The organism is Paenibacillus sp. P36 (assembly GCF_045866505.1).
Classification (GTDB): Bacteria; Bacillota; Bacilli; order Paenibacillales; family NBRC-103111; genus Paenibacillus_E; species Paenibacillus_E chondroitinus.
On record NZ_AP038372.1, the window covers coordinates 5,060,537 to 5,080,355 of the forward strand.

A 19,819-nucleotide genomic window follows, 5' to 3' on the forward strand; every position below is an offset into this window, starting at 1 on the left:
TCCACAAGTTAGTCCCCTAATCTTTCTAACTGTAAAATTTCGTCGCGATTTAAAACCTGCTCTAAATTAAGCAGCACTAGCAATCTTTCCTCACCAACACGAGCAATTCCATCCAGATATTTCGCTTTGATTCCGCCAACAATTTCTGGTGGAGTATCAATGTTATCCGTATCCAGGTCAATTACGTCATTAGCTGAATCTACGATTAATCCCACTTCAAACTCGCCTGCTGACACGATGATAATCCGAGAAGCATCAGAAATCGCTTCCTCTTCAAGTCCAAAACGTGAGCGCAGATTGATAATCGGAATGACTACACCACGAAGATTAATGACACCTTTAACGAATTCAGGTGCTTTGGGGACACGTGTCATTGGCTGCATTCTTTCAATCGTTCTGACTTTCTCGACTTCCACGCCATACTCTTCCGATCCAAGTGCGAAGACGATTACTTTTTTTTCTTCTCCCATTGTAAGATCCTCCTTAGAATTATGTAGTTATTTAATCAATGCGTTTGGATCAATAATCAAAGCCACTTGCCCATCTCCAAGAATTGTAGCACCAGAGATCGCAAATAGTCCTGTTAAATACTTACCTAATGTTTTGAGAACAATCTCTTGTTGGCCGATAAATTCATCAACCATCAAAGCAACTTGCTTGTCCCCTTTGCGAACAACCACAATTTCGGTTTCCTCTTCCAGATCCTCATTGAAATCCGGCACTTCAAACAATGTGCTCAAAGATACGAGAGGAATAACGGATTTGCGGTAATCCACCATTTTGTTGCCATGGATGTTGCGAATTTGACTCTTCTGAATCGCAGAAGTTTCCACGATAGAGGATAACGGTATCGCATATTTCTCGCTGCCAAGCCGTACTAACATAGCCGAAATAATAGAAAGTGTAAGCGGAAGCTGGACAGAGAATTTACTTCCTACGCCGGGCTTCGAATCCACTTGCACATGTCCGCCAAGCATTTGGATTTTGGTTTTCACGACATCGAGTCCTACGCCGCGACCGGAAATATCAGAAATTTTTTCGGCAGTACTGAAGCCTGAGGCGAACAATAGGTTGTAAACTTCCTTATCCGTCAGCTTTGCAGCTTGCTCAGCAGTAACAAGTCCATTTTTCAGTGCTGTTTTTAATATTTTCTCTCTATAAATACCTCTTCCATCTTCTTCAATTTCGATAAATACATGATTGCCGCTATGGAAGGCACGAAGTTGAATCGTTCCATGTTCGCTTTTCCCTACAGCTAAACGGTCACTGATTGACTCAATACCATGATCTACTGCGTTACGCAGCAAGTGGACAAGCGGGTCGCCAATCTCATCGATAACAGTACGGTCTAACTCCGTCTCAGCACCTGTAATCACTAAATCTACTTTCTTATCTAGTGATTTCGCCAGATCTCTGATCATCCGCGGGAAACGGTTGAATACAGAGTCAACCGGGACCATGCGAAGTTTAAGAACAATATTTTGCAAGTCGCTGCTTACTCTAGACATGTGTTCGACGGTTTCTGTTAAATCATTGCGCTTAACTTCACTCGCCAGTTGTTCCAAACGTACACGGTCAATCAGCAATTCGCTAAAAAGATTCATTAATGCGTCAAGACGCTCAATATCAACGCGAATTGTACGGCTTGCAACAGGTGCTCCGCCAGCTGCCGGTTTAGCTGCTGCTGCCACTGGTTCTGCCGCAATTGGAGTACTCGCAACAGCAACAACCGGAGTTGGCGCCTCTACAGCTGCTACAGCAGCAGCGATTTCTTGCCTTGCTGCCTCAACTTCACTGCGAGGACGTGATAATTCTACTAATGACTCGGAATCAACTGTAATAATTACAGCAGATTCAATCTCTGAAACATTAAGAATTTCTTTTTCTAGGGTTGCGTGATCAACTTTCGATATAAAATAGAGTGAGAATGAACGATCGAATTTCTCTTGCTCGATCTCTTGCACAGATGGCGTCGCTTTGACGATCTCACCCATTCTTTCCAATGCATCAAAAACCATATAAGCACGTGCGGCTTTTAGTACACAGTTCTCATTGACGTTAACTTCTACGTAGAAAACAAGAAAACCCGCATCAATGGATTGCTGAAGAATGGAAAATTGAAATTCGTCTACTTCAATGCCTTTAGCAGGTTCCTTTACTGCCGTAACAACGGTTGTTGAAGCTGTTTTGTATTCTCCAGTCACAATAGACCTCAGAGATACGACAATTGGAGTAACATCCGCTTTTCCTGTGCCACCTTGAATAATGTCTTCTACCATTGATTCTAAGGAGTCTAAACTTTTAAAAATACAGTCAAAAATGAAAGAATTCATTTCGATTTTACTGTTGCGAACCATATCCAAAACGTTTTCCATTTCATGCGTGAGAGATGCAATATCCTCAAATCCCATTGTTGCAGACATGCCCTTCAACGTATGTGCAGAACGAAAAATATTATGTACAATGCTAATATCTTGAGGGTTGCTTTCTAAACTTAGTAAGTTCTCATTCAAAGATTGCAAGTGTTCTTTTGACTCATCGATAAACATGGATAAATATTGACTAAGTTCCAAAACCACACACCTCCAATAGGATCTTTAAGTAACTTGCTTGCATTGTTCCATCAATCAAGGAAGTACACATTGCGTCAAGCGGGCAGCAATACCATGCTGCGGAAGTACATGCATAGCCGCTTGCATCTCTACGGCTGCCCGAGGCATCCCATAAACTACACACGTTTCTTCAGACTCCGCAATGGTTGTTGCTGCACCCGATTGCCTTAAGGAAAGCATTCCCCTGGCGCCATCGCTACCCATCCCCGTCATCAGGACGATGTGCCTCTTCAACTCATTCAGGCCAAGCAAGGACTCAAAAAGGGCATCCACCGAAGGACGGTGGCCAGAACGAGGATCTTCTTTTGTTAATTTAATTTTGTATGTATGATTAAAATCTTTGTATACAATCATATGCCAACCTCCTGGAGCAACATAAGCCGTTGCCGTTTTGAGAACATCCCCCTCTGCTGCTTCTACAACTTGAATCTGAGAGATGTCGTTCAAACGCTGAGCTAATGACTTCGTGAAATTAGGCGGCATATGTTGGACAATCAGGATTGGAGCAGGAAACCCTGCCGGGATATTAGAGATCACTTGGTGCAAGGCTCGTGGCCCGCCCGTAGAAGTTCCAATTGCAATAAGATGCTCAAATTTCGGTGAACACTCTGTAATTGTTTTTTTTGCATCTAATTGCTTCAGCGTACTGACTTTATTAACTTGAAGCGGTGCTAAATTAATTCTAGCTGCCACGGTTGGCTGCTGAATGGGCTGAAATGATCTCAACTTGGTTCGAACAGCCATTTGCAGCTTTTCGTGTAGCAGCTGCTTCACTTTATATAAGTCCAATGAGATCGAACCCGATGGCTTTCGAATAAAGTCGACAGCACCCCATTCAAGCGCTTTAATCGTTTCTGCGGCCCCTTCCTCAGTTAAAGAGCTTATCATGATAACCGGAGTTGGCTGCTCAGCCATAATCCGCTGCAGGGCATCCAACCCGTTCATCACAGGCATTTCTACATCCATTGTGACGGCATCAGGACGTAAAAGCTTCACTTGGTCAATCGCTTCTTGTCCGTTTTTGGCTGTTCCAATGATGTTATACTGAGGATTATCTGAAATCAGATCGCTAATTATTTTTCGCATAAAGACGGAGTCATCTACAACTAGTATGTTATATTGTGCCATGCTGTTCCCCTCCCTTTATGTGCTAATTCGACATAACTCGCGAAATTCCTATTTCAAAAGTCGCATCATTTTATTCAAAAAACCCTTGACACCGGGTGAAGAAGTATCAACGACGTGATAACCTTTGATATAATCGACTACAAGCGACTGTAAGCTTCTAGCTGCGAGCGAGTTTGGGAAAGCAATTGTAAAGGGAACTTGCCTTTTGACAGCTTTTGACACAGAAGCATCATCTTCCACAAAGCCTAGTGTAGGAATCTGGATGCCTAAGAATTGTTTGGCCACCAAAGCGATTTTGTCCGCAGTTTGCTTGCCTTCTTTTCGATCCGTAACCCGGTTTATGATTAACTTAAAGGACACATCGTGTCCCATTGAATTAACCATTTTGATGATGGCATAAGCATCCGTAATGGAAGTTGGTTCTGGGGTCGTTACCACGAAAGTTTCCTCAGCCGCCAGAATGAATTTCAATGTTTCTTTTGACAAACCAGCACCCGTGTCAAAAATGATGAAATCTACATAACCGTTAAGCTGCATGACTTGCTCAGCAAAGTAATCCAGCTCGTCTTCCGTTAAACGAAGCAGATCGTTGAAACCAGAGCCACCTGCAATGAAATCTAAATCATTCGAACCTTTTTGGATGATTTCCCAAATGGTTTTTTCCTTTTTCAACAAATGATACAAATTGTACTTAGAGGAAATGCCCATCAGCACATCAATATTGGCAAGCCCTAAGTCGGCATCAAAAACAAGAACCTTATAACCTTGGGACTGGAGCGCTAAAGCAAAGTTCAGCGTAACATTCGATTTCCCTACGCCGCCCTTTCCACTAGTCACGGTAATAATCCTGGTCGTTTTTGTGCCTTTATCATTCTGAATTTGAACCAGGTTCCGTAACCCTTCTGCTTGATCCTTCATGCTCTAGGTTCCTCCAATAACAAATCAATGATTTGCCGCTCATCCAATTCCGTAATGTCATCCGGTACGCTCTGACCATTGGTCACATACGAGATTTGAAGGGAGAACTCATGAACAATATTAACAATAGCTCCGTAAGAATCCGTTTCATCCATTTTGGTGAAAATGACTTTATCCAGCTTAAATTTGTTAAAGTTGTTCGTAATTGCCTTCATATCTCTGTATTTCGTTGTTAAGCTAAGCACGAGGATCGTCTCGCTGCTGCCTTGTGTCTTGAGCAATGAGTTGAGCTCCGAGACGTACATTTCGTTACGAAAATTGCGACCGGCTGTATCCATGAAAATAACATCACAATCCGCTAGGTTTTGAAATGCTTTTATTAAATCTTGCGGGGAAAACACAACTTCTAATGGAACGTTCAAAATGGTGGCATACGTTTTTAATTGTTCGATAGCCGCAATACGGTAAGTGTCTGAAGTAATAAAACCAACCTTGCGTTGATATTTGAGCACTTGTTCAGCAGCCAACTTCGCAATGGTAGTCGTCTTACCGACTCCGGTCGGCCCCACAAAATGAACAACACGCGTATTCGGTGAAATTTTCTTGCCATGGTCGGACTGAAAAACTTGACCCAGCTTAGCTTTCACCAGTTGTAACGCACTTTCTTCTGTCACCGGTTCATCGGCTAGCTGAAAATCAGCGATAGTCTCATCCATAATTTGACGTATTAGCTTCGAATCTACTTCTTGATCACTTAATCGCTGTTCAAGTTTTTGAAGAGGCTCAGGGAGCGCGTACACATCCGAAGCTTGTGTTAACTTCTTCATCATTTCTTTCATCTGTTTAAGTTCCTCAATAAGCTGCTCATCCTTTTGGTAGCTGATCTTATTAGGCGCATTAACCGATGCCGGTGTATAGGTTTGTTGCGGAGTTTTAGTAAAAGTTGATTGTGCATCTGCACTAAATTTTGCAGCAATAGGTTCATTTACTGCTGAAACATTCACGAGTACATCCGGAACTTCCGGAAAATCGGACTGATGAGGCTGAGACTTTGCGGCATACACGTGAGAAATCACTGGCTGCTGCTTCTGTTGCTGAAGTTGTGGTGTCACCTTGGGTGCAATCGGTGCTGCATTCGAATTCGTATTATCAATAGCCGCTATGACTTCAATCTTTTTCTTGCCAAACATACCAAGAAATCCGCCTGTGCGAATTTCTTTGGTGTTAAGAATCACTGCATCCTTCCCTAAATCAGTGCGAATTTTCTGCAACGCATCAGGCATGGAATCAACAACATATCTTTTTACTCTCATAAATTGACTACCCCCATGCTCTGAATTTCTACGCTAGGCTCTAATTCGCTGTATGATAAAACGGGAATATCTTGCAGCGTTCTTTCAAGCAGTTGTCTCAAGTACATACGAATCGTTGGAGAGGTTAAAATAACAGGCTGTTGCCCGGATTGAATTAATTTGCTTACCTGTTCGCTTACGCGATGATAAATAATTTGGGATGAGGACGGATCAAGCGCCAAATAACTTCCCTGATCGGACTGCTGTACGGAATCTGCAATTTTCTTTTCTACTGACGGACCTACTGTAATGACTTTCAGTGAATCCCCCAGTGACGTGAATTGCTGCGTAATCTGTCTGGATAATGATTGTCTGACATATTCCGTCAAGATCTCAGGGTCTTTCGTGTAAGAGCCATAATCGGCAAGTGTCTCCAAGATTGTAACCAAGTCACGAACGGAGATTTTCTCCTTAAGCAGCTTAGCCAATACTTTTTGAACATCACCAATCGACAATACAGAAGGGATAAGATCATCCACAAGCGCAGGGTAAGATTCGCGAACATTGTCGATGAGCGCTTTTGTTTCTTGGCGTCCAAGAAGCTCATGTGTATGTTTCTTAATAACTTCTGTAAGATGAGTAGCTACTACAGAAGGAGGATCAACAACCGTGTATCCGGATAGCTCGGCTCGCTCTTTGGTCACTTCATCAATCCAGATGGCAGGCAATCCAAAAGCAGGCTCTGTTGTTTCAATACCGGCAATTGAATCATCATCAATTCCCGGGCTCATGGCCAGATAGTGATTAAGGAGTAGTTCGCCGCGTGCCACCGTATTGCCTTTAATTTTGATGATATACTCGTTAGGGCGCAGTTGAATATTGTCACGTATGCGAATGACAGGTACGACTACCCCTAATTCAAGTGCACATTGCCTACGAATTAATATAATCCGGTCAAGTAAATCTCCACCTTGTTGTGTATCCGCGAGTGGAATTAAGCCGTAACCAAATTCAAATTCAATCGGATCGACTTGCAGTAAGGAGATAACACTTTCGGGACTTCGAACTTCCTCAATTTGCTGCTCTTCCACCAATTGTTCTTCTTTGATGGCTTCTCGTTCCAAGTTCTTTTGCATTTTGTATCCGGCGAAAACCAACAATCCGGCAATCGGAAAAGTCGTAAACCAATGAATCGGTGTAAAAATCCCCAACATCACTAGCGTACCTGCAACAATATAAAGTAGTTTAGGTTGTGAAGTTAGCTGCTTGGTCACATCATGACCCAAGTTTCCTTCTGAAGACGCTCTTGTCACGATAATACCAGCAGCCGTTGAAATCAGAAGTGCTGGAATTTGTGAGACAAGTCCATCCCCAATCGTTAGAATTGAGAAGGTTTGAAGGGCTTCGGAGAAATCCATGCCTTTCATCGTCATCCCAATGATAAAGCCACCAATCAAATTGATGACCAAAATGACAATACCAGCAATAGCATCCCCTTTTACGAATTTACTGGCACCATCCATGGCTCCGTAGAAATCTGCTTCTCGCTCAATCTTCTGCCTACGTTCCCTGGCTTGAACCTCATTAATCAACCCGGCATTTAAATCCGCGTCGATACTCATTTGCTTACCCGGCATCGCATCGAGCGTAAATCTAGCCGCAACCTCGGCAACGCGCTCAGAACCTTTGGTAATTACGATGAATTGAACTAAGACAAGGATAAGGAATACAACAAATCCTACGACGATATTTCCTTGCGCTACGAAAGAACCAAAAGTTCTGACCACGTCGCCTGCTTCTGCATGAGACAAAATATTTCGCGTTGTAGACACGTTCAGCGCTAACCGAAACAACGTAGTGATCAAAAGCAGAGAAGGGAAAATAGAAAATTGCAAGGCTTCTTGCGTGTTCATGGCAACCAAGATAATCATTAAAGCAATAGAGATATTAATTATTAGAAGAAAATCCAACAAAGGGATTGGAACTGGTACAATCATCATTAAAACAATACCAATAATGCCTATAAGAACGAACAAATCCTTGACTCTCATTAGATTGTACCCCCCTTCTTATTAATTCGTTTTGCCCTTCATTTTATATACATACGCCAACACTTCTGCGACAGCTTGGAACAGCTCAGCCGGAATTGAGTCTCCTATTTCCACCTGTGCAAAGATCGCACGAGCAAGCGGTTTGTTTTCCATCGTAATAATACCGTTGTTCTTGGCAACTTCTTTGATTTTCAATGCGACGTAATCGGCGCCTTTTGCAATAACGGTAGGGGCTTGCATATTGGAGGAATCATACTTAAGAGCAACTGCAAAGTGAGTTGGATTCGTAATAATAACATCCGCTTTGGGAACTTCCTGCATCATTCGCTGCATCGCCATCTGGCGCTGCTTTGCACGGATCTTTCCTTTAATGAGGGGATCCCCCTCGCTTTTCTTGTACTCATCTTTAATGTCCTGCTTAGACATTTTAAGACTTTTCTCATATTCGTATTTTTGATAAATGTAGTCAAAAATAGCGAGTGCAATTAGAACTGCTCCTATTTTTATCCCCAACTTTAGAGTAAGAGAAGCGATAAACGAGAACGTACTTTCCAATGGAGAATGACCCAAACCCAACAATCTAGCCTTTTCTCCCATTAATGTCGTGTAAACAACATAACCGATAATTGTCATTTTCATTGTAGACTTAAGGAAATCCATCACAGTCCGTAATGAGAAAATACGTTTAAATCCTTCTATAGGATTAATCTTATTAAATTTCATCATCAAGGGCTCACCAATAAACATAAACCCGATTTGCGCATAATTCCCAATAAACGCAATGATCACCACAAGAAGGAAGATTGGCCCTAAAATAAAAAGTCCTTGCATGACCAAGTCTGCGAACAACACCTGAACATTACTAGCCGTAACATCCATTGTTAGTTGATTCTCGTACACATTTCGAAAAATGTTGATCATCTTCTCTTTCATGTATCCGCCAAACATTAGAAACGACAAGAAAGAAAAGAGCAAAATCAGTGCCGCGGGTAAGTCCATACTTTTCGCAACTTGCCCTTTCTTGCGTGCATCCTGCCTTTTCTTCGCCGTAGCTGGCTCCGTCTTTTCCCCAGCAAACCATTGTAAATCAAGCTGCAAACGACGTTGTTGGGACACGGCTTTCCTCCTACTTAGGGAGATGGTTGCTGTGTTCCGCTAATGATTTGGAGCAACTTCTCCATGTTATCGAAAATGGTTGAGAACAAATATTGGAATTGTGAAATTAATTCCGGAAATAAGACAACGAGTAAGAAAAAGCCCAAAATCATTTTGAGTGGTGCACCGATAACAAAAATGTTAAATTGCGGAGCAACCCTCGTTAATAGCCCTAATCCTAGATCCGTTAGAAAAAGCGCTGCTACAATCGGTGCAGCAAGTTGAAACGAAAGATAAAACATTTTGGCCAAAGAATGAAACAAGAAATCAGAAATTTCACCGCTGTATATCCGAGCAAACAACTGATTGTCCAACGGAACCCACTTATAACTATCCATGATCGCTCTAAGAAGGTAATGATGGCCGTCAAATGAAAGAAATAACAGAACGGCGATCATATATTTGAGGTTACCTAACATTGGCGCTGAAGCCCCAGTTAGTGGATCTATTACGCTTGCCATGCTGAAGCCAATTTGCATATCCATAAAAGAACCTGCGGTTTGAACGACCGTAAAAAAGAGATAGGCAAGAAAACCAAGCAAAATGCCGATCAGCATTTCACGAATAATCAAAAGAACATATTCACCATCCATGGGAATCGGTTTGTCCAACCCCATGCTCGCAAAAATAAGGAATGAGATGAATACGGATAGACCGATCTTGAACATCATGGGAACGTTTCTAGAAGATAAAATCGGTACCACGACAAAGAATGATGTAATTCGACAAAAGATAAGCAAAAAAATAGGAATTGCCTGAAAAACTATTGTCATCGCGCTCACAACCTATCCAACGAATTTGTAAAGGTTGTTGAGTAAATTGAACGTAAAATCAACCAATGTGTTCATGATCCAGGGACCAAAGATGAGGATAGACAACAGCACTGCGACGATTTTTGGAACAAAAGCTAGCGTTTGCTCTTGAATCTGGGTTGTTGCCTGAAAAATACTTATGATCAGACCCACGACAAGCCCAATGACAAGCATGGGAGCACTCGCTTTAAGCACCGTATAAACAGCCTCACCAGCAATTCGTATTACAAATTCCGAACCCATTTCAGAAACCTCCGATATCTTGATCCTCAACTATAGCTTAGGAGTAATGATCTCACCACAAGATACCAGCCATCTACCAAGATAAAAAGTAGAATCTTAAACGGCAATGAAATCATAACAGGTGGCAGCATCATCATCCCCATTGCCATCAAGGTACTGGAAACGACCATATCAATGACCAGGAACGGAATGAATATCATGAATCCCATTTGGAAAGCAGATTTCAACTCACTAATCGCATAAGCTGGAACTAATGAAGTTAGCGGAATATCTTCCACACCTGTAGGTGCCTTTGCCTTGGTGTAATCTAGAAATAACTTTAAATCCTTCTGACGCGTATGCTTGAACATAAACTTCTTCATTGGCAATGAAGCCTTCTCGAAAGCCTGGGTTTGATTAATTTCACCCTTCATATAGGGTTGAAGAGCTACTTGATTCACTTCTCCTAAAGTTGGAGACATGATAAAGAAGGTTAAAAACAGAGCGAGTCCGATTAGAACCTGGTTAGGTGGCATCTGCTGGGTTCCTAGAGACGTACGGACGAAACCGAGCACGATGACGATTCGTGTAAAACTAGTCATTAGAATGAGAAAAGATGGTGCAAGACTCAAAACGGTTAACAGCAGCAATAGTGTGACTGTGTTAGATGACCCTCCAGCTGTCCCTCCAGTTCCAATGTTTACGTTTAAACCTGGAATCGGATTGTTAGGATCGGTCTCCGCAGCTGATGCTGTCAAAGAGAGTAGAAACACAGAAATCAACACAATGAGAAGTGTAAAAACTAGTTTATTTCGTTTCATTCATCATTCAACCGATCTTTTTGTTTTTGATCAGAAAGCCATTCTTCTACATTTCGATTACGATTAGATACACGCTGGAGCTTATCATGAAATACTTGCTGAAAGGCTGAATTTATTTCTACTTCTTCTTCGATGTCTTTTTTTCTAGTTGGCAGTTTACTAATCCACTTGCTAACAGATGCGAATCCCATTCGATCATCCTGAGAAGAAATCAGAAGCTCAGTGATGTATGCTACTTCATCGGCGTCATTGATTTTATCCAACAGCTGGATGTTATCTCCGACGCCAACTACGAAGAGCGAATGTCCAATTTCAACGATTTGAATAGATTTATTTTGGCCTAGGGGAACTCCACCTAAAGATCGAATTGAGTTCCCAAACATTGTTCCTCTATTTTTCTTCGCTACGTATCTAATTAACACATAGAAAAGGAGAATAATTAAAATCAAGAAGAATATGACCTTAAAAATCATACCAAACGTCCCCGTTGGATCGGTACTCGGATAATCCGTTGTTGGAAGTCCTTGTCCGGGTTCTGTTTCAGCAAAACCGACGGACCTTGTATACAACATTGCGGTTAAACCGAGTATGCCTGTTAGCAGTCTTTTCGAGCAGAGTCTTTTCATATCCACAATCCTTTCGGTGTATGTAAGACTCGACCGAACGAAGACGGCTTAACCTAGAGTCTTTTTAATAGCTTCAATAACACGGTCTGCTTGGAAAGGCTTTACGATAAAGTCCTTCGCACCAGCTTGAATGGCATCAATGACCATCGCTTGTTGTCCCATCGCTGAGCACATAATTACTTTCGCGCTTGGTTCAATCTTCTTAATTTCTTTCAAAGCTTGAATACCATCCATCTCTGGCATTGTAATATCCATTGTAATCAGATCCGGTTTCAACTCTTTGTATTTTTCGATAGCTTGTGCACCATCATTCGCTTCTCCACAAACCTCGTAACCATTTTTTGTCAAAATATCACGAATCATCATTCTCATAAAAGCTGCATCATCTACAATTAGAATACGGTTAGCCATGAATAAAGTCCCCCTAAGATTAAATTATTGTAACTTTTGAATTCGTTCCCACTGGTTCACAATGTCGGTTACACGAACTCCGAAGTTTTCATCGATGACAACGACTTCGCCCTTGGCAATCAGCTTATTGTTTACTAAGATGTCTACCGGTTCACCTGCCAACTTATCCAATTCGATAATCGATCCCTGGGAGAGTTCCAAGATGTCTTTAATCACCTTGTGTGTTCTGCCTAGTTCTACAGTTACCTTAAGTGGTATATCCAGTAGTAAATTCAGGTTCGTATCATCCGTTTGCCCTAATCCACCTGATTGCAAATTTCCAAACTGAACAGGTTGGACATTGACATTACGATTTGGCATCCCGCCATAAGAAGCAGGTGGCTGCTGGTACATAGGTTGCTGAGGCGGATACATCGGCTGCCCCATTGGCGGCTGCATGGGTGGTTGCATAGGCTGCTGGTACATAGGTTGTTCATACACAGGCTGCTGTTGTTGATACATAGGTTGCTCATACACAGGTTGAGCAGCTGCAGGGGGCGGTGTATGTACTTCCTGCATAGGTGCTGGTGTAGGCGCCGGCGTTTGTGCAGCAGGTGCAACTTCCATCGAAGAATCAGAATCGCCACCCATGAGGATCGATACCATTTCTTTGGCGAAAGGAACAGGTAATAATTGCATGATATTAGAATCAATAAGGTCGCCAATGATAAGTCGGAACGATATCTTTATAAATACGTCCTCGTCGGGTAGTTTTCCTTCTCCTTTCGACAAATTTAATATGTCGATTCCTGGAGGTGAGATATTGACAAATCGATTAAATATGGTAGACATCGATGTTGCCGAAGATCCCATCATTTGATTCATCGCTTCTTGTACGGCACTAATATGAATTTCGCTTAGATGTTCATCCCCGCCAGTACCGTCTCCACCCATCATTAAGTCAGCAATAACTTGGGCATCGCGCGTTTTGATCACTAACAGGTTAATGCCATCGAAGCCATCCACATAGTTTACATGTACAGCCACATGTGGTTTCGGGAATTGCTCTTGCAATTCATCTTTACTGATAATCGATACCTTTGGCGTCGTGATGTCGACTTTTTTACCAAGCAAGGTAGAAAGAGCTGTAGCTGCGCTGCCAAATGTGATGTTACCAATTTCACCTAGTGCGTCTTGTTCTAAGGAAGATAAAAAATCTTCCACTTGAGGAGACCCATGAAAAGAAGAGGCTGAACTATCGTCCGAAGACTGTCTCAACAAAGCATCGATCTCTTCCTGGGACAAATAATCTCTATTATTCGTCATAATCTTCTTCTCCTTCATTTACGATATCTGTAATTTGAACAGCCATCTTTCCTTTTAAGGTACCAGGGCTACCGAGATATTTCAGCTTCTCGCCCACTTTGACTTGAAGCGATTCTTCGACGGATTTTTGCAGTGGGATCACATCGCCGACCGTTAAGCCCAAGAAATCTCGAATGGAAATTTCGGACGAACCCAATTCTGCAATGAGGGGTAGCTTGGTTTTTTCCAAGCGGGATTGAAGTGCTTCCACTTCTTCAGGTGCTCTCGTCTTCTTCTGTGAAACAAACCAATGATGCACAGAAAGTCGAGGCATAATCGGTTCGATGACCACATGCGGTATGCATAAATTGATCATCCCTGTCGTATCACCAATTTTGGTACTCAATGAGATCAATGCGATCGTTTCATTGGGAGAAACAATCTGCATAAACTGTGGATTTGTTTCAAGTGCCTCTAATCTAGGCTGAATATCAATAACAGTTTTCCATGCCTCTTGTAGGCTGTCGAAAGCTCGGCTAAAAATACGTTCCATTACAATGGTTTCAATCTCAGTTAAAGCATTAATCTTCGTAGGCGTTGTACCTGCACCGCCTAACAAACGATCTAACATCGCAAAAGCAACATTGGGATGCACTTCAAGTACCATCCGACCCTCTAAAGGCTCCGCTTCAAAGATGTTCAAAATGGTCATTTTCGGGATCGAACGAATAAATTCATCGTAAGGCAATTGTTCAACCTGAACCACACTAATTTGTACAAACGTACGTAGCTGCGCTGAGAAATAAGTGGTTAGGAACCGCGCAAAGTTTTCGTGAATTCGAGTCAAACTTCGAATATGGTCCTTGGAGAAGCGTACAGCTCTTTTAAAATCATAAGCCCTTACTTTCTTCTGCGTCTCTTCTTTTTTGAGTTCATCCGCATCCATTTCGCCAGAGGACAATGCCGCCAACAAGGCATCGATCTCATTTTGCGACAAAACATCAACCATTAGAGTCACCTCCTTTTAGCAAAATCAATAGCAGATTTATTGAAGCACTTTATCAGTTATCCAAATTTGCTTTATTTTACCTTCGTGCAGCAGTGGGTTTAATTTGTTCATTAACGTAGCCGTTAAACTATCCGACCCTTTGCTTCCTTCAATTTGATCCTTAGTTAAATCTCCCAGAGTTTGAACGATCGTCCCTTTCACCGCGGAGTCTAACAAACTGTCAAATTCCGTCTTGCCTTTTGAGTTTTCCAATTCAAATGCGAAACTAATTTTAATGAAATTTTGGCTGCCTGATAAATTGGTCAAAATATCTTTGATGATTGCCGTGTTCGCCTTCACCGCTTCAGCAGAAGGTGCTTTTGTCGGTTTCACACTTGCTACAGCATCTTGTGCTTGTGCCGCAGGATCTTTGGATTGATTACTTTTCTCCATAAAATTCCATAAAACGAATGCAGCGGTCAAAATTAATGTGATAGCAATTAAAATTGATACGATCAGTATGAAAATTTTATTCTTAAACAATTACGAACCCTCCGCATCCCTTGACATAATCGTCGCTCGTACTGAGCCAATTTCCTGCATGTAGGTCCGCACTAAGCCTACCACGACCTCTGCCTTCTCAAGAACTGTGATCTTCTTCCCTGTCGTCAAAGTAATCATGGTGTCTGGCGTCTCTTCAATCAATTCAATCAAAATAGCATTAAGGATGATGGCTTTACCGTTTAAACGAGTGAGAGAAATCATGGTTCTCCTCCTGCATCAGGATAAGGGGAGACTAGCTCCCCTCTGTCATTTCAATGAAAATTAACGTTTAAGATTTACGACCTCTTGAAGCACTTCATCCGAAGTTGTGATAATACGGGAGTTTGCTTGGAAACCACGCTGAGCGATAATCATCTCTGTGAACTCTCCAGTCAAATCAACGTTGGACATTTCTAGTTGTCCAGAAATCAGTGTTCCTGTTCCGGTTTCTGTGTTACCAGGAGCACCAACCTCAATCGCACCCTCCGGATTAGCATTCGCTGTCATACGGTACAGATTGCCGCCAATTTTCTCAAGACCAGATGGGTTAACAACTTTGATTACACCAATTTTTTGGCCAGTTGCAACGGTAGCGCCTGTGGAATCAACACCGATGATATCACCGTTTTGAGAGATTGAGAACGATACGATATCATCCGGAATCACGATCGGACCAGCACCATCAGCTCCCATGACATGAAGGCCCTCAGCATTCACCAAGTTTCTAGTTGGGTCTAAAGTAAAATTTCCGGATCTCGTCAAATATGGAGCATCAGTTTGATCAGTAGTTCCTACTGCAAAAAATCCATCGCCATTAATACGTAAATCCGTAGGAACGTTCGTTGTCATCGCACTTCCAGCGGTATGTACGGTGTCAATTGCTGCTACGCTTACACCTAAACCAACTTGCTGAGCATTCACACCGCCACGGTTCTCATCAGCTGCACTCACGCCGGAAACAGTTTGGCTAAGAATGTCTTTAAACATAACGCGGCTTCCTTTAAATCCGATGGTGTTTACATTTGCGATATTATTACCGATAACATCTAATTTCGTTTGAAAACCACGCATCCCTGAAACACCAGAGTATAAAGATCTTAACATCTTACTAGCCTCCTAATCGGATTAAAATAACGTAAACTTTGAGCTGCTTCTTTCGCTCCACAGCTCCAGGCCTCCTACGCGGTCGAGCCTGTTTATGTAGATATAATGATTGCACTGTCGATCTGTGTGAAAACATGTTCGTTCATCGCGTTCCCGTCAAGCGCCGTAACAACAGTTCGGTTAGGAACATTGACAATCAATGCATTTCCGCCTAAAACCATCAGTGCATCCTTAGCGCCTTTTGCTGCTACCTTATCGATCGCTTTGCTAAGACTATCCAGTTGCTCCGGCTTCAGTTGAATGCCTCGCTCTTTCAGCCTAACTTCTGCATGATGACTGAAACGAACAAATTGCTCCTGAAGAAGCTTTTGAAATGTAGGATTACCGGATACAGATGTGGATACCGGTTGCTGTACAGGTGTTCGTCTCGTAGACGCAGGAGAAACCGCATTAGGATAAAGCTGCCCTATGGATATTCTCTCTGTCATTTGGTTTCTCCGGCATCCTCAATCTTCTTGAGTTTGTCCAGAGAAATTTCCACTCCCTTCACATTGGCAAATTGATTGCCGTCCTTGAACGTGATGGAGTCAACAACGCCCGAATTCTCGACAGTAGCTCCGGTGGAGTCCGTCTCATCCCAAGTGATCGATTTTCCAATCAAACCTGAAACAAATCCCAAAGATTGACGCATGAGTTTCATCTCACCGGCCATATTGGTCAATTGCTCAACAGAAGTGAACTGTGCCATCTGGGCAATGAACTCTTTATCTTGTAAAGGTTGTGTTGGGTCTTGATTCTGAAGTTGGGTAATTAAGATTTTAAGAAAATCGTCTTTACCTAACGTGTTGTTATCTTTGTCTTTCGTTTTGACATTTTTCCCAGCATTGATTAAATCTGTAACGTTACCTGTGATGGGGTTTGTATCCATACTTTCACCTCCAACTGCATCAAATGGACTCACATTTAGGCAGTTACGTCAAAGGAATTGCCATGTATGGCCGGTCTAACTTGTACGTTAGCATCAATTTCTTGCTCCAAATCAAGGGATTCAACCTCGAATCCGCCAGAATTGTTCTTATTTTGACGTTGAGGCTGAGCAAAAGCTTGCTGCTGACGATGTTCTTGGAACATGCTGGATTGCATGTTTTGACTTTGCGTGACTTCAAGCTTTTCAACTTGCAAACCTTGCGTTAGAAGAGCTTGTCTCAACTGCGGCAGTTGATTTTCCAACAGCTGTTTAGCTGCTGCTGATTCGGCTGCAAACTGCGCAATAAGCTGGCCATCATGCATCGATATTTTCACATCGATATGCCCTAGATTTTTTGGAAACAATGATAACTTAGCTTCAGAGAAGCCGTCTGCGAGAGTTATTTTCATGTTCTTAAGAACATGCTCCGTCATTTCCTCAGCGAAATTAGCTGCATTCATCGTTGGAACAACTGTTTTATCAACAATAGCCTGCTGCGATTGCTGAGTTCGCTGCAAATCAGCGATCGTAACCACTGAGTTAGTAACCGTTTCAGGTTCAGCTGGCAGATCTACAAGATTAGGCAGCGTATCTCCCGATGTAGAAGAAGCTTCTACCTGTGCGGTGAGGAAACCACTTTTTAGGGCAAGAATCTCTAATTTTGACTTTGCAGGTTGGGCGATCGTCACCGAGTTTGTCATATCAACGTTCTGATCTGATGTTTTTTTGCTGCTAATCTTGTGATGAATTGGCTTATCTGTAGAAGTGACTTCTTTCTTACCTGTGTTAGCTGTATTCATCAAACCTTCCATTGTTTCAACAGAGCTCTCCGTTGTAGCAGCCTCCAAAGTTTGACCTTTCAAGTTCGTCATCAACTCCGGTAATAGTGGTTGGATGACGTTCTGTAGATCTTGATTCAGAAACTTCACAATTGGATTGTCAGGCTGCTGCTTTGACAGGGACGCTAATGCTAGCAGCGTATTTTGAGCTTGCAGGCTTGAAACTTCAGTTGCGTGAAGCTTTAGCGTACTTGGAAGAGTAAGCAATGGAGTTGATTGAGCTCCACTTAGCGTTTGTAGAAGTTGCTCTGCTTCTTCAAACCATTGCTGAACCTTTGGATCCTGCAATAATTGCTGAGCAAGCGCTGGATTACTGTTCATAGCCTCCAAGACGACTTCAGAAAGCGGCTGATCTTCTGTCTTTGCATCCTGCGTAGCAGTCCCTTGCAGAGGTGCTACCAAACTCTGAAGCATTTGCAACAGCATGTCCAGAGAAAGTGCTGGATCTGCAGGATTCGTCTCAGTCTTAGTCGTGCTATCTTGAGATAATTGACCATCCAAGACTTGATTGAAACCATCCTTCGAAGTAGTTCCAGCCGATCCTGCAGATCCTGCAGATCCTGCCTTATTCGTCGAAGTTGAAGCAGAGTTTGCAGTAGGTGTTGTCTGTATTTGTACATCCATTTTATTTGTTCACCTCCCTCCTAAGTTCAACGTCGGTTACTGAACAAGCTTAGCTGAAATTGCAGCAGCGATTTCCTTATTCGCATCGGACAAGGCCGACATGACTTTGGAACGGGAAGCATTATCCATGCCACTCAGGATGGCCAATACTTTGTCGGGATTTGATTTATTCATTTCGATTAGCACGTTTGAAGCACTTTTGGGAGTCATGTTAGCAAATGTCTGGCCTAAATCCGACTTGCTGACAGATGTCGTCGCTTTTGCTGTGCTTGCTCCATTCGTTGCTAATCTTTCTTGTAAAGCGGCAATCTCTTTATCTCTTACAGGTGTAACGTCTTTAAGCCCCATGGAAGCTTCTGCTGCTTTCGTTGCATCCATTTTCTCCAGAATTGCCCCGCGGCTGTCCGCTTTCATCATGGAGAAGATCAGTACCATTTCTTTCGGTGTAAGTGCTTCAATGATTGGAGCCGCCTTGCTCGGTGTCATTTTTGCATACATATTGGCAAGCTGAGTTATTTGATTTGTGTACTCTTCTTCTGTTTGCGTCTTGTCTTTCAGCTTTTCCTCAAGTTCCGTTATCTTTGCGCTTGCATCTTTGAGTGATTGATCCTTCATCTCCGTTGTTGATTCAGCTTTCTGCAAAGCGGACTGAAGTTCCGCCAATTTGGCATTCAACTTCGTAATCTCATCATCCTTGGTTTTGATGCTTTGTTCAGGAGTTGTCTCTTTACCAGTTCCGCTTACAACACTTTTTTCTTTGGGCGCAGGAACAATTGATCCAATCACCGGAGTGTTATGCAACGCTTTCTGAATACTGCTCTTGATATCATAATCAAAGATCGACAGTAACACGAAAAGCAAGACAGCCGTAAACACAAAGGGGATGACAAACCATATCAGAAACCGCTCCAGCGCACTATAAGATGCACCTTCCATGCTTGTATCGGCCATCTCCTTGCTCCTCCTTTACCTTCCTCAATACGAGAGTCGTTTGAACCGGTTTGTTGCCATTTCATCCAGAGCGTCCTGCTCTTTTTTGGCGACAAAGGATTGAAATTGGCCGAATGCCTTTTCCCTAGCTTTCGACCACACCTTCTCATCAATCATTCTTTCCGAAAGATGTTCCTGCTTTTTGAGCACGACATGCTTCGCTTGCTGAACATCTTGATGTTTACGCGCAATTTGCTGATCGACATGGTTCATATAAGTTTGCAGCATAAGCATCTTCGAAATAGATACTGAATGGCTTGTAGCTGTCACCATTTCCTGATGCAAGCTCTCTTTTTGTTCAAATAATCCATGTAAATTCGTTTCTTCGTTCCGTAATTGGCCCATTGCCTCAGATAAAATCCATTCCGCCTGTGTTCGTTCATTGTTTTTCAAATCGACAATTTGCTGGAAAGAATAACGAAATTGCATTTA

General features: G+C 42.5%; 22 protein-coding genes. All 22 read right to left on the reverse strand.

Going from position 1 to position 19,819, the window contains the following annotated elements; genetic code table 11:
* Positions 1–8 precede the first annotated feature (8 nt).
* Positions 9–470: a chemotaxis protein CheW gene (locus tag ACKTT9_RS22720; protein WP_407867740.1), complete on the reverse strand. Its 462-nt coding sequence runs from the start codon at positions 468–470 to the stop codon at positions 9–11.
* A gap of 27 nt (positions 471–497) precedes the next feature.
* A complete protein-coding gene (locus tag ACKTT9_RS22725; RefSeq protein ID WP_407867741.1) occupies positions 498–2,573 on the reverse strand; it encodes a chemotaxis protein CheW in 2,076 nt (691 codons plus the stop codon).
* 54 nt (positions 2,574–2,627) lie between these two features.
* Complete coding sequence (locus ACKTT9_RS22730; protein ID WP_407867742.1) at positions 2,628–3,740, reverse strand: chemotaxis response regulator protein-glutamate methylesterase; 1,113 nt, start codon at positions 3,738–3,740, stop codon at positions 2,628–2,630.
* 48 nt (positions 3,741–3,788) lie between these two features.
* Complete coding sequence (locus ACKTT9_RS22735) at positions 3,789–4,658, reverse strand: MinD/ParA family protein (protein ID WP_407867743.1); 870 nt, start codon at positions 4,656–4,658, stop codon at positions 3,789–3,791.
* Positions 4,655–5,971 carry a flagellar biosynthesis protein FlhF gene (gene flhF, locus ACKTT9_RS22740; protein WP_407867744.1) on the reverse strand — a complete coding sequence of 439 codons (1,317 nt, stop codon included), beginning with the start codon at positions 5,969–5,971 and terminating at the stop codon, positions 4,655–4,657. Before flhF ends, ACKTT9_RS22735 begins: the two co-directional genes overlap by 4 nt.
* Positions 5,968–8,001 carry a flagellar biosynthesis protein FlhA gene (gene flhA, locus ACKTT9_RS22745; protein WP_407867745.1) on the reverse strand — a complete coding sequence of 678 codons (2,034 nt, stop codon included), beginning with the start codon at positions 7,999–8,001 and terminating at the stop codon, positions 5,968–5,970. The genes flhF and flhA overlap by 4 nt, the downstream gene beginning before the upstream one ends.
* Before the next feature lie 21 nt (positions 8,002–8,022).
* Positions 8,023–9,117 (reverse strand): flagellar biosynthesis protein FlhB, encoded by a 1,095-nt coding sequence (gene flhB, locus ACKTT9_RS22750; protein ID WP_407867746.1) that lies wholly within the window; start codon positions 9,115–9,117, stop codon positions 8,023–8,025.
* Positions 9,118–9,131: 14 nt separating this feature from the next.
* Entirely contained in the window at positions 9,132–9,929 is a 798-nt protein-coding gene (fliR, locus tag ACKTT9_RS22755) for a flagellar biosynthetic protein FliR (RefSeq protein ID WP_407867747.1), read from the reverse strand.
* 12 nt (positions 9,930–9,941) lie between these two features.
* Entirely contained in the window at positions 9,942–10,211 is a 270-nt protein-coding gene (gene fliQ, locus ACKTT9_RS22760; protein WP_127451055.1) for a flagellar biosynthesis protein FliQ, read from the reverse strand.
* Positions 10,212–10,237: 26 nt separating this feature from the next.
* Entirely contained in the window at positions 10,238–11,011 is a 774-nt protein-coding gene (fliP, locus tag ACKTT9_RS22765; protein WP_157321232.1) for a flagellar type III secretion system pore protein FliP, read from the reverse strand.
* Positions 11,008–11,637: a flagellar biosynthetic protein FliO gene (locus ACKTT9_RS22770; protein WP_407867748.1), complete on the reverse strand. Its 630-nt coding sequence runs from the start codon at positions 11,635–11,637 to the stop codon at positions 11,008–11,010. The genes fliP and ACKTT9_RS22770 overlap by 4 nt, the downstream gene beginning before the upstream one ends.
* A gap of 48 nt (positions 11,638–11,685) precedes the next feature.
* A complete protein-coding gene (locus ACKTT9_RS22775; RefSeq protein ID WP_127451060.1) occupies positions 11,686–12,048 on the reverse strand; it encodes a response regulator in 363 nt (120 codons plus the stop codon).
* Positions 12,049–12,072: 24 nt separating this feature from the next.
* Positions 12,073–13,353 (reverse strand): flagellar motor switch phosphatase FliY, encoded by a 1,281-nt coding sequence (fliY, locus tag ACKTT9_RS22780; protein ID WP_407867749.1) that lies wholly within the window; start codon positions 13,351–13,353, stop codon positions 12,073–12,075.
* A complete protein-coding gene (fliM, locus tag ACKTT9_RS22785; RefSeq protein ID WP_127451064.1) occupies positions 13,343–14,341 on the reverse strand; it encodes a flagellar motor switch protein FliM in 999 nt (332 codons plus the stop codon). Before fliM ends, fliY begins: the two co-directional genes overlap by 11 nt.
* A 36-nt stretch (positions 14,342–14,377) precedes the next feature.
* Positions 14,378–14,863: a flagellar basal body-associated FliL family protein gene (locus ACKTT9_RS22790; RefSeq protein ID WP_127451066.1), complete on the reverse strand. Its 486-nt coding sequence runs from the start codon at positions 14,861–14,863 to the stop codon at positions 14,378–14,380.
* Positions 14,864–15,085 (reverse strand): flagellar FlbD family protein, encoded by a 222-nt coding sequence (locus ACKTT9_RS22795; protein ID WP_407867750.1) that lies wholly within the window; start codon positions 15,083–15,085, stop codon positions 14,864–14,866. It lies immediately after the preceding gene.
* A gap of 60 nt (positions 15,086–15,145) precedes the next feature.
* Complete coding sequence (gene flgG / locus ACKTT9_RS22800; protein WP_407867751.1) at positions 15,146–15,967, reverse strand: flagellar basal body rod protein FlgG; 822 nt, start codon at positions 15,965–15,967, stop codon at positions 15,146–15,148.
* A gap of 92 nt (positions 15,968–16,059) precedes the next feature.
* Entirely contained in the window at positions 16,060–16,455 is a 396-nt protein-coding gene (locus tag ACKTT9_RS22805; protein ID WP_407867752.1) for a TIGR02530 family flagellar biosynthesis protein, read from the reverse strand.
* Positions 16,452–16,895, reverse strand: coding sequence for a flagellar hook capping FlgD N-terminal domain-containing protein (locus ACKTT9_RS22810; RefSeq protein ID WP_407867753.1), 444 nt, complete (start codon positions 16,893–16,895; stop codon positions 16,452–16,454). Before ACKTT9_RS22810 ends, ACKTT9_RS22805 begins: the two co-directional genes overlap by 4 nt.
* 35 nt (positions 16,896–16,930) lie before the next feature.
* Positions 16,931–18,397, reverse strand: coding sequence for a flagellar hook-length control protein FliK (locus tag ACKTT9_RS22815; RefSeq protein WP_407867754.1), 1,467 nt, complete (start codon positions 18,395–18,397; stop codon positions 16,931–16,933).
* 36 nt (positions 18,398–18,433) lie between these two features.
* On the reverse strand, positions 18,434–19,348 hold the full coding sequence (locus ACKTT9_RS22820; RefSeq protein WP_407867755.1) for a MotE family protein: 915 nt from the start codon (positions 19,346–19,348) through the stop codon (positions 18,434–18,436).
* Positions 19,349–19,372: 24 nt separating this feature from the next.
* Entirely contained in the window at positions 19,373–19,816 is a 444-nt protein-coding gene (gene fliJ / locus ACKTT9_RS22825; RefSeq protein ID WP_127451080.1) for a flagellar export protein FliJ, read from the reverse strand.
* Positions 19,817–19,819: the final 3 nt, after the last annotated feature.

What these genes read in the sequence shown, in the direction of transcription:
- ACKTT9_RS22720 (WP_407867740.1), bottom strand. Translation starts at nt 470, where the DNA reads ATGGGAGAAGAAAAAAAAGTAATCGTCTTCGCACTTGGATCGGAAGAG.
- ACKTT9_RS22730 (WP_407867742.1), bottom strand. Translation starts at nt 3,740, where the DNA reads ATGGCACAATATAACATACTAGTTGTAGATGACTCCGTCTTTATGCGA.
- ACKTT9_RS22735 (WP_407867743.1), bottom strand. Translation starts at nt 4,658, where the DNA reads ATGAAGGATCAAGCAGAAGGGTTACGGAACCTGGTTCAAATTCAGAAT.
- flhF (WP_407867744.1), bottom strand. Translation starts at nt 5,971, where the DNA reads ATGAGAGTAAAAAGATATGTTGTTGATTCCATGCCTGATGCGTTGCAG.
- flhA (WP_407867745.1), bottom strand. Translation starts at nt 8,001, where the DNA reads ATGAGAGTCAAGGATTTGTTCGTTCTTATAGGCATTATTGGTATTGTT.
- fliR (WP_407867747.1), bottom strand. Translation starts at nt 9,929, where the DNA reads ATGACAATAGTTTTTCAGGCAATTCCTATTTTTTTGCTTATCTTTTGT.
- fliQ (WP_127451055.1), bottom strand. Translation starts at nt 10,211, where the DNA reads ATGGGTTCGGAATTTGTAATACGAATTGCTGGTGAGGCTGTTTATACG.
- fliP (WP_157321232.1), bottom strand. Translation starts at nt 11,011, where the DNA reads ATGAAACGAAATAAACTAGTTTTTACACTTCTCATTGTGTTGATTTCT.
- ACKTT9_RS22770 (WP_407867748.1), bottom strand. Translation starts at nt 11,637, where the DNA reads ATGAAAAGACTCTGCTCGAAAAGACTGCTAACAGGCATACTCGGTTTA.
- ACKTT9_RS22775 (WP_127451060.1), bottom strand. Translation starts at nt 12,048, where the DNA reads ATGGCTAACCGTATTCTAATTGTAGATGATGCAGCTTTTATGAGAATG.
- fliY (WP_407867749.1), bottom strand. Translation starts at nt 13,353, where the DNA reads ATGACGAATAATAGAGATTATTTGTCCCAGGAAGAGATCGATGCTTTG.
- fliM (WP_127451064.1), bottom strand. Translation starts at nt 14,341, where the DNA reads ATGGTTGATGTTTTGTCGCAAAATGAGATCGATGCCTTGTTGGCGGCA.
- ACKTT9_RS22795 (WP_407867750.1), bottom strand. Translation starts at nt 15,085, where the DNA reads ATGATTTCTCTCACTCGTTTAAACGGTAAAGCCATCATCCTTAATGCT.
- flgG (WP_407867751.1), bottom strand. Translation starts at nt 15,967, where the DNA reads ATGTTAAGATCTTTATACTCTGGTGTTTCAGGGATGCGTGGTTTTCAA.
- ACKTT9_RS22805 (WP_407867752.1), bottom strand. Translation starts at nt 16,455, where the DNA reads ATGACAGAGAGAATATCCATAGGGCAGCTTTATCCTAATGCGGTTTCT.
- ACKTT9_RS22810 (WP_407867753.1), bottom strand. Translation starts at nt 16,895, where the DNA reads ATGGATACAAACCCCATCACAGGTAACGTTACAGATTTAATCAATGCT.
- ACKTT9_RS22815 (WP_407867754.1), bottom strand. Translation starts at nt 18,397, where the DNA reads ATGGATGTACAAATACAGACAACACCTACTGCAAACTCTGCTTCAACT.
- ACKTT9_RS22820 (WP_407867755.1), bottom strand. Translation starts at nt 19,348, where the DNA reads ATGGCCGATACAAGCATGGAAGGTGCATCTTATAGTGCGCTGGAGCGG.
- fliJ (WP_127451080.1), bottom strand. Translation starts at nt 19,816, where the DNA reads ATGCAATTTCGTTATTCTTTCCAGCAAATTGTCGATTTGAAAAACAAT.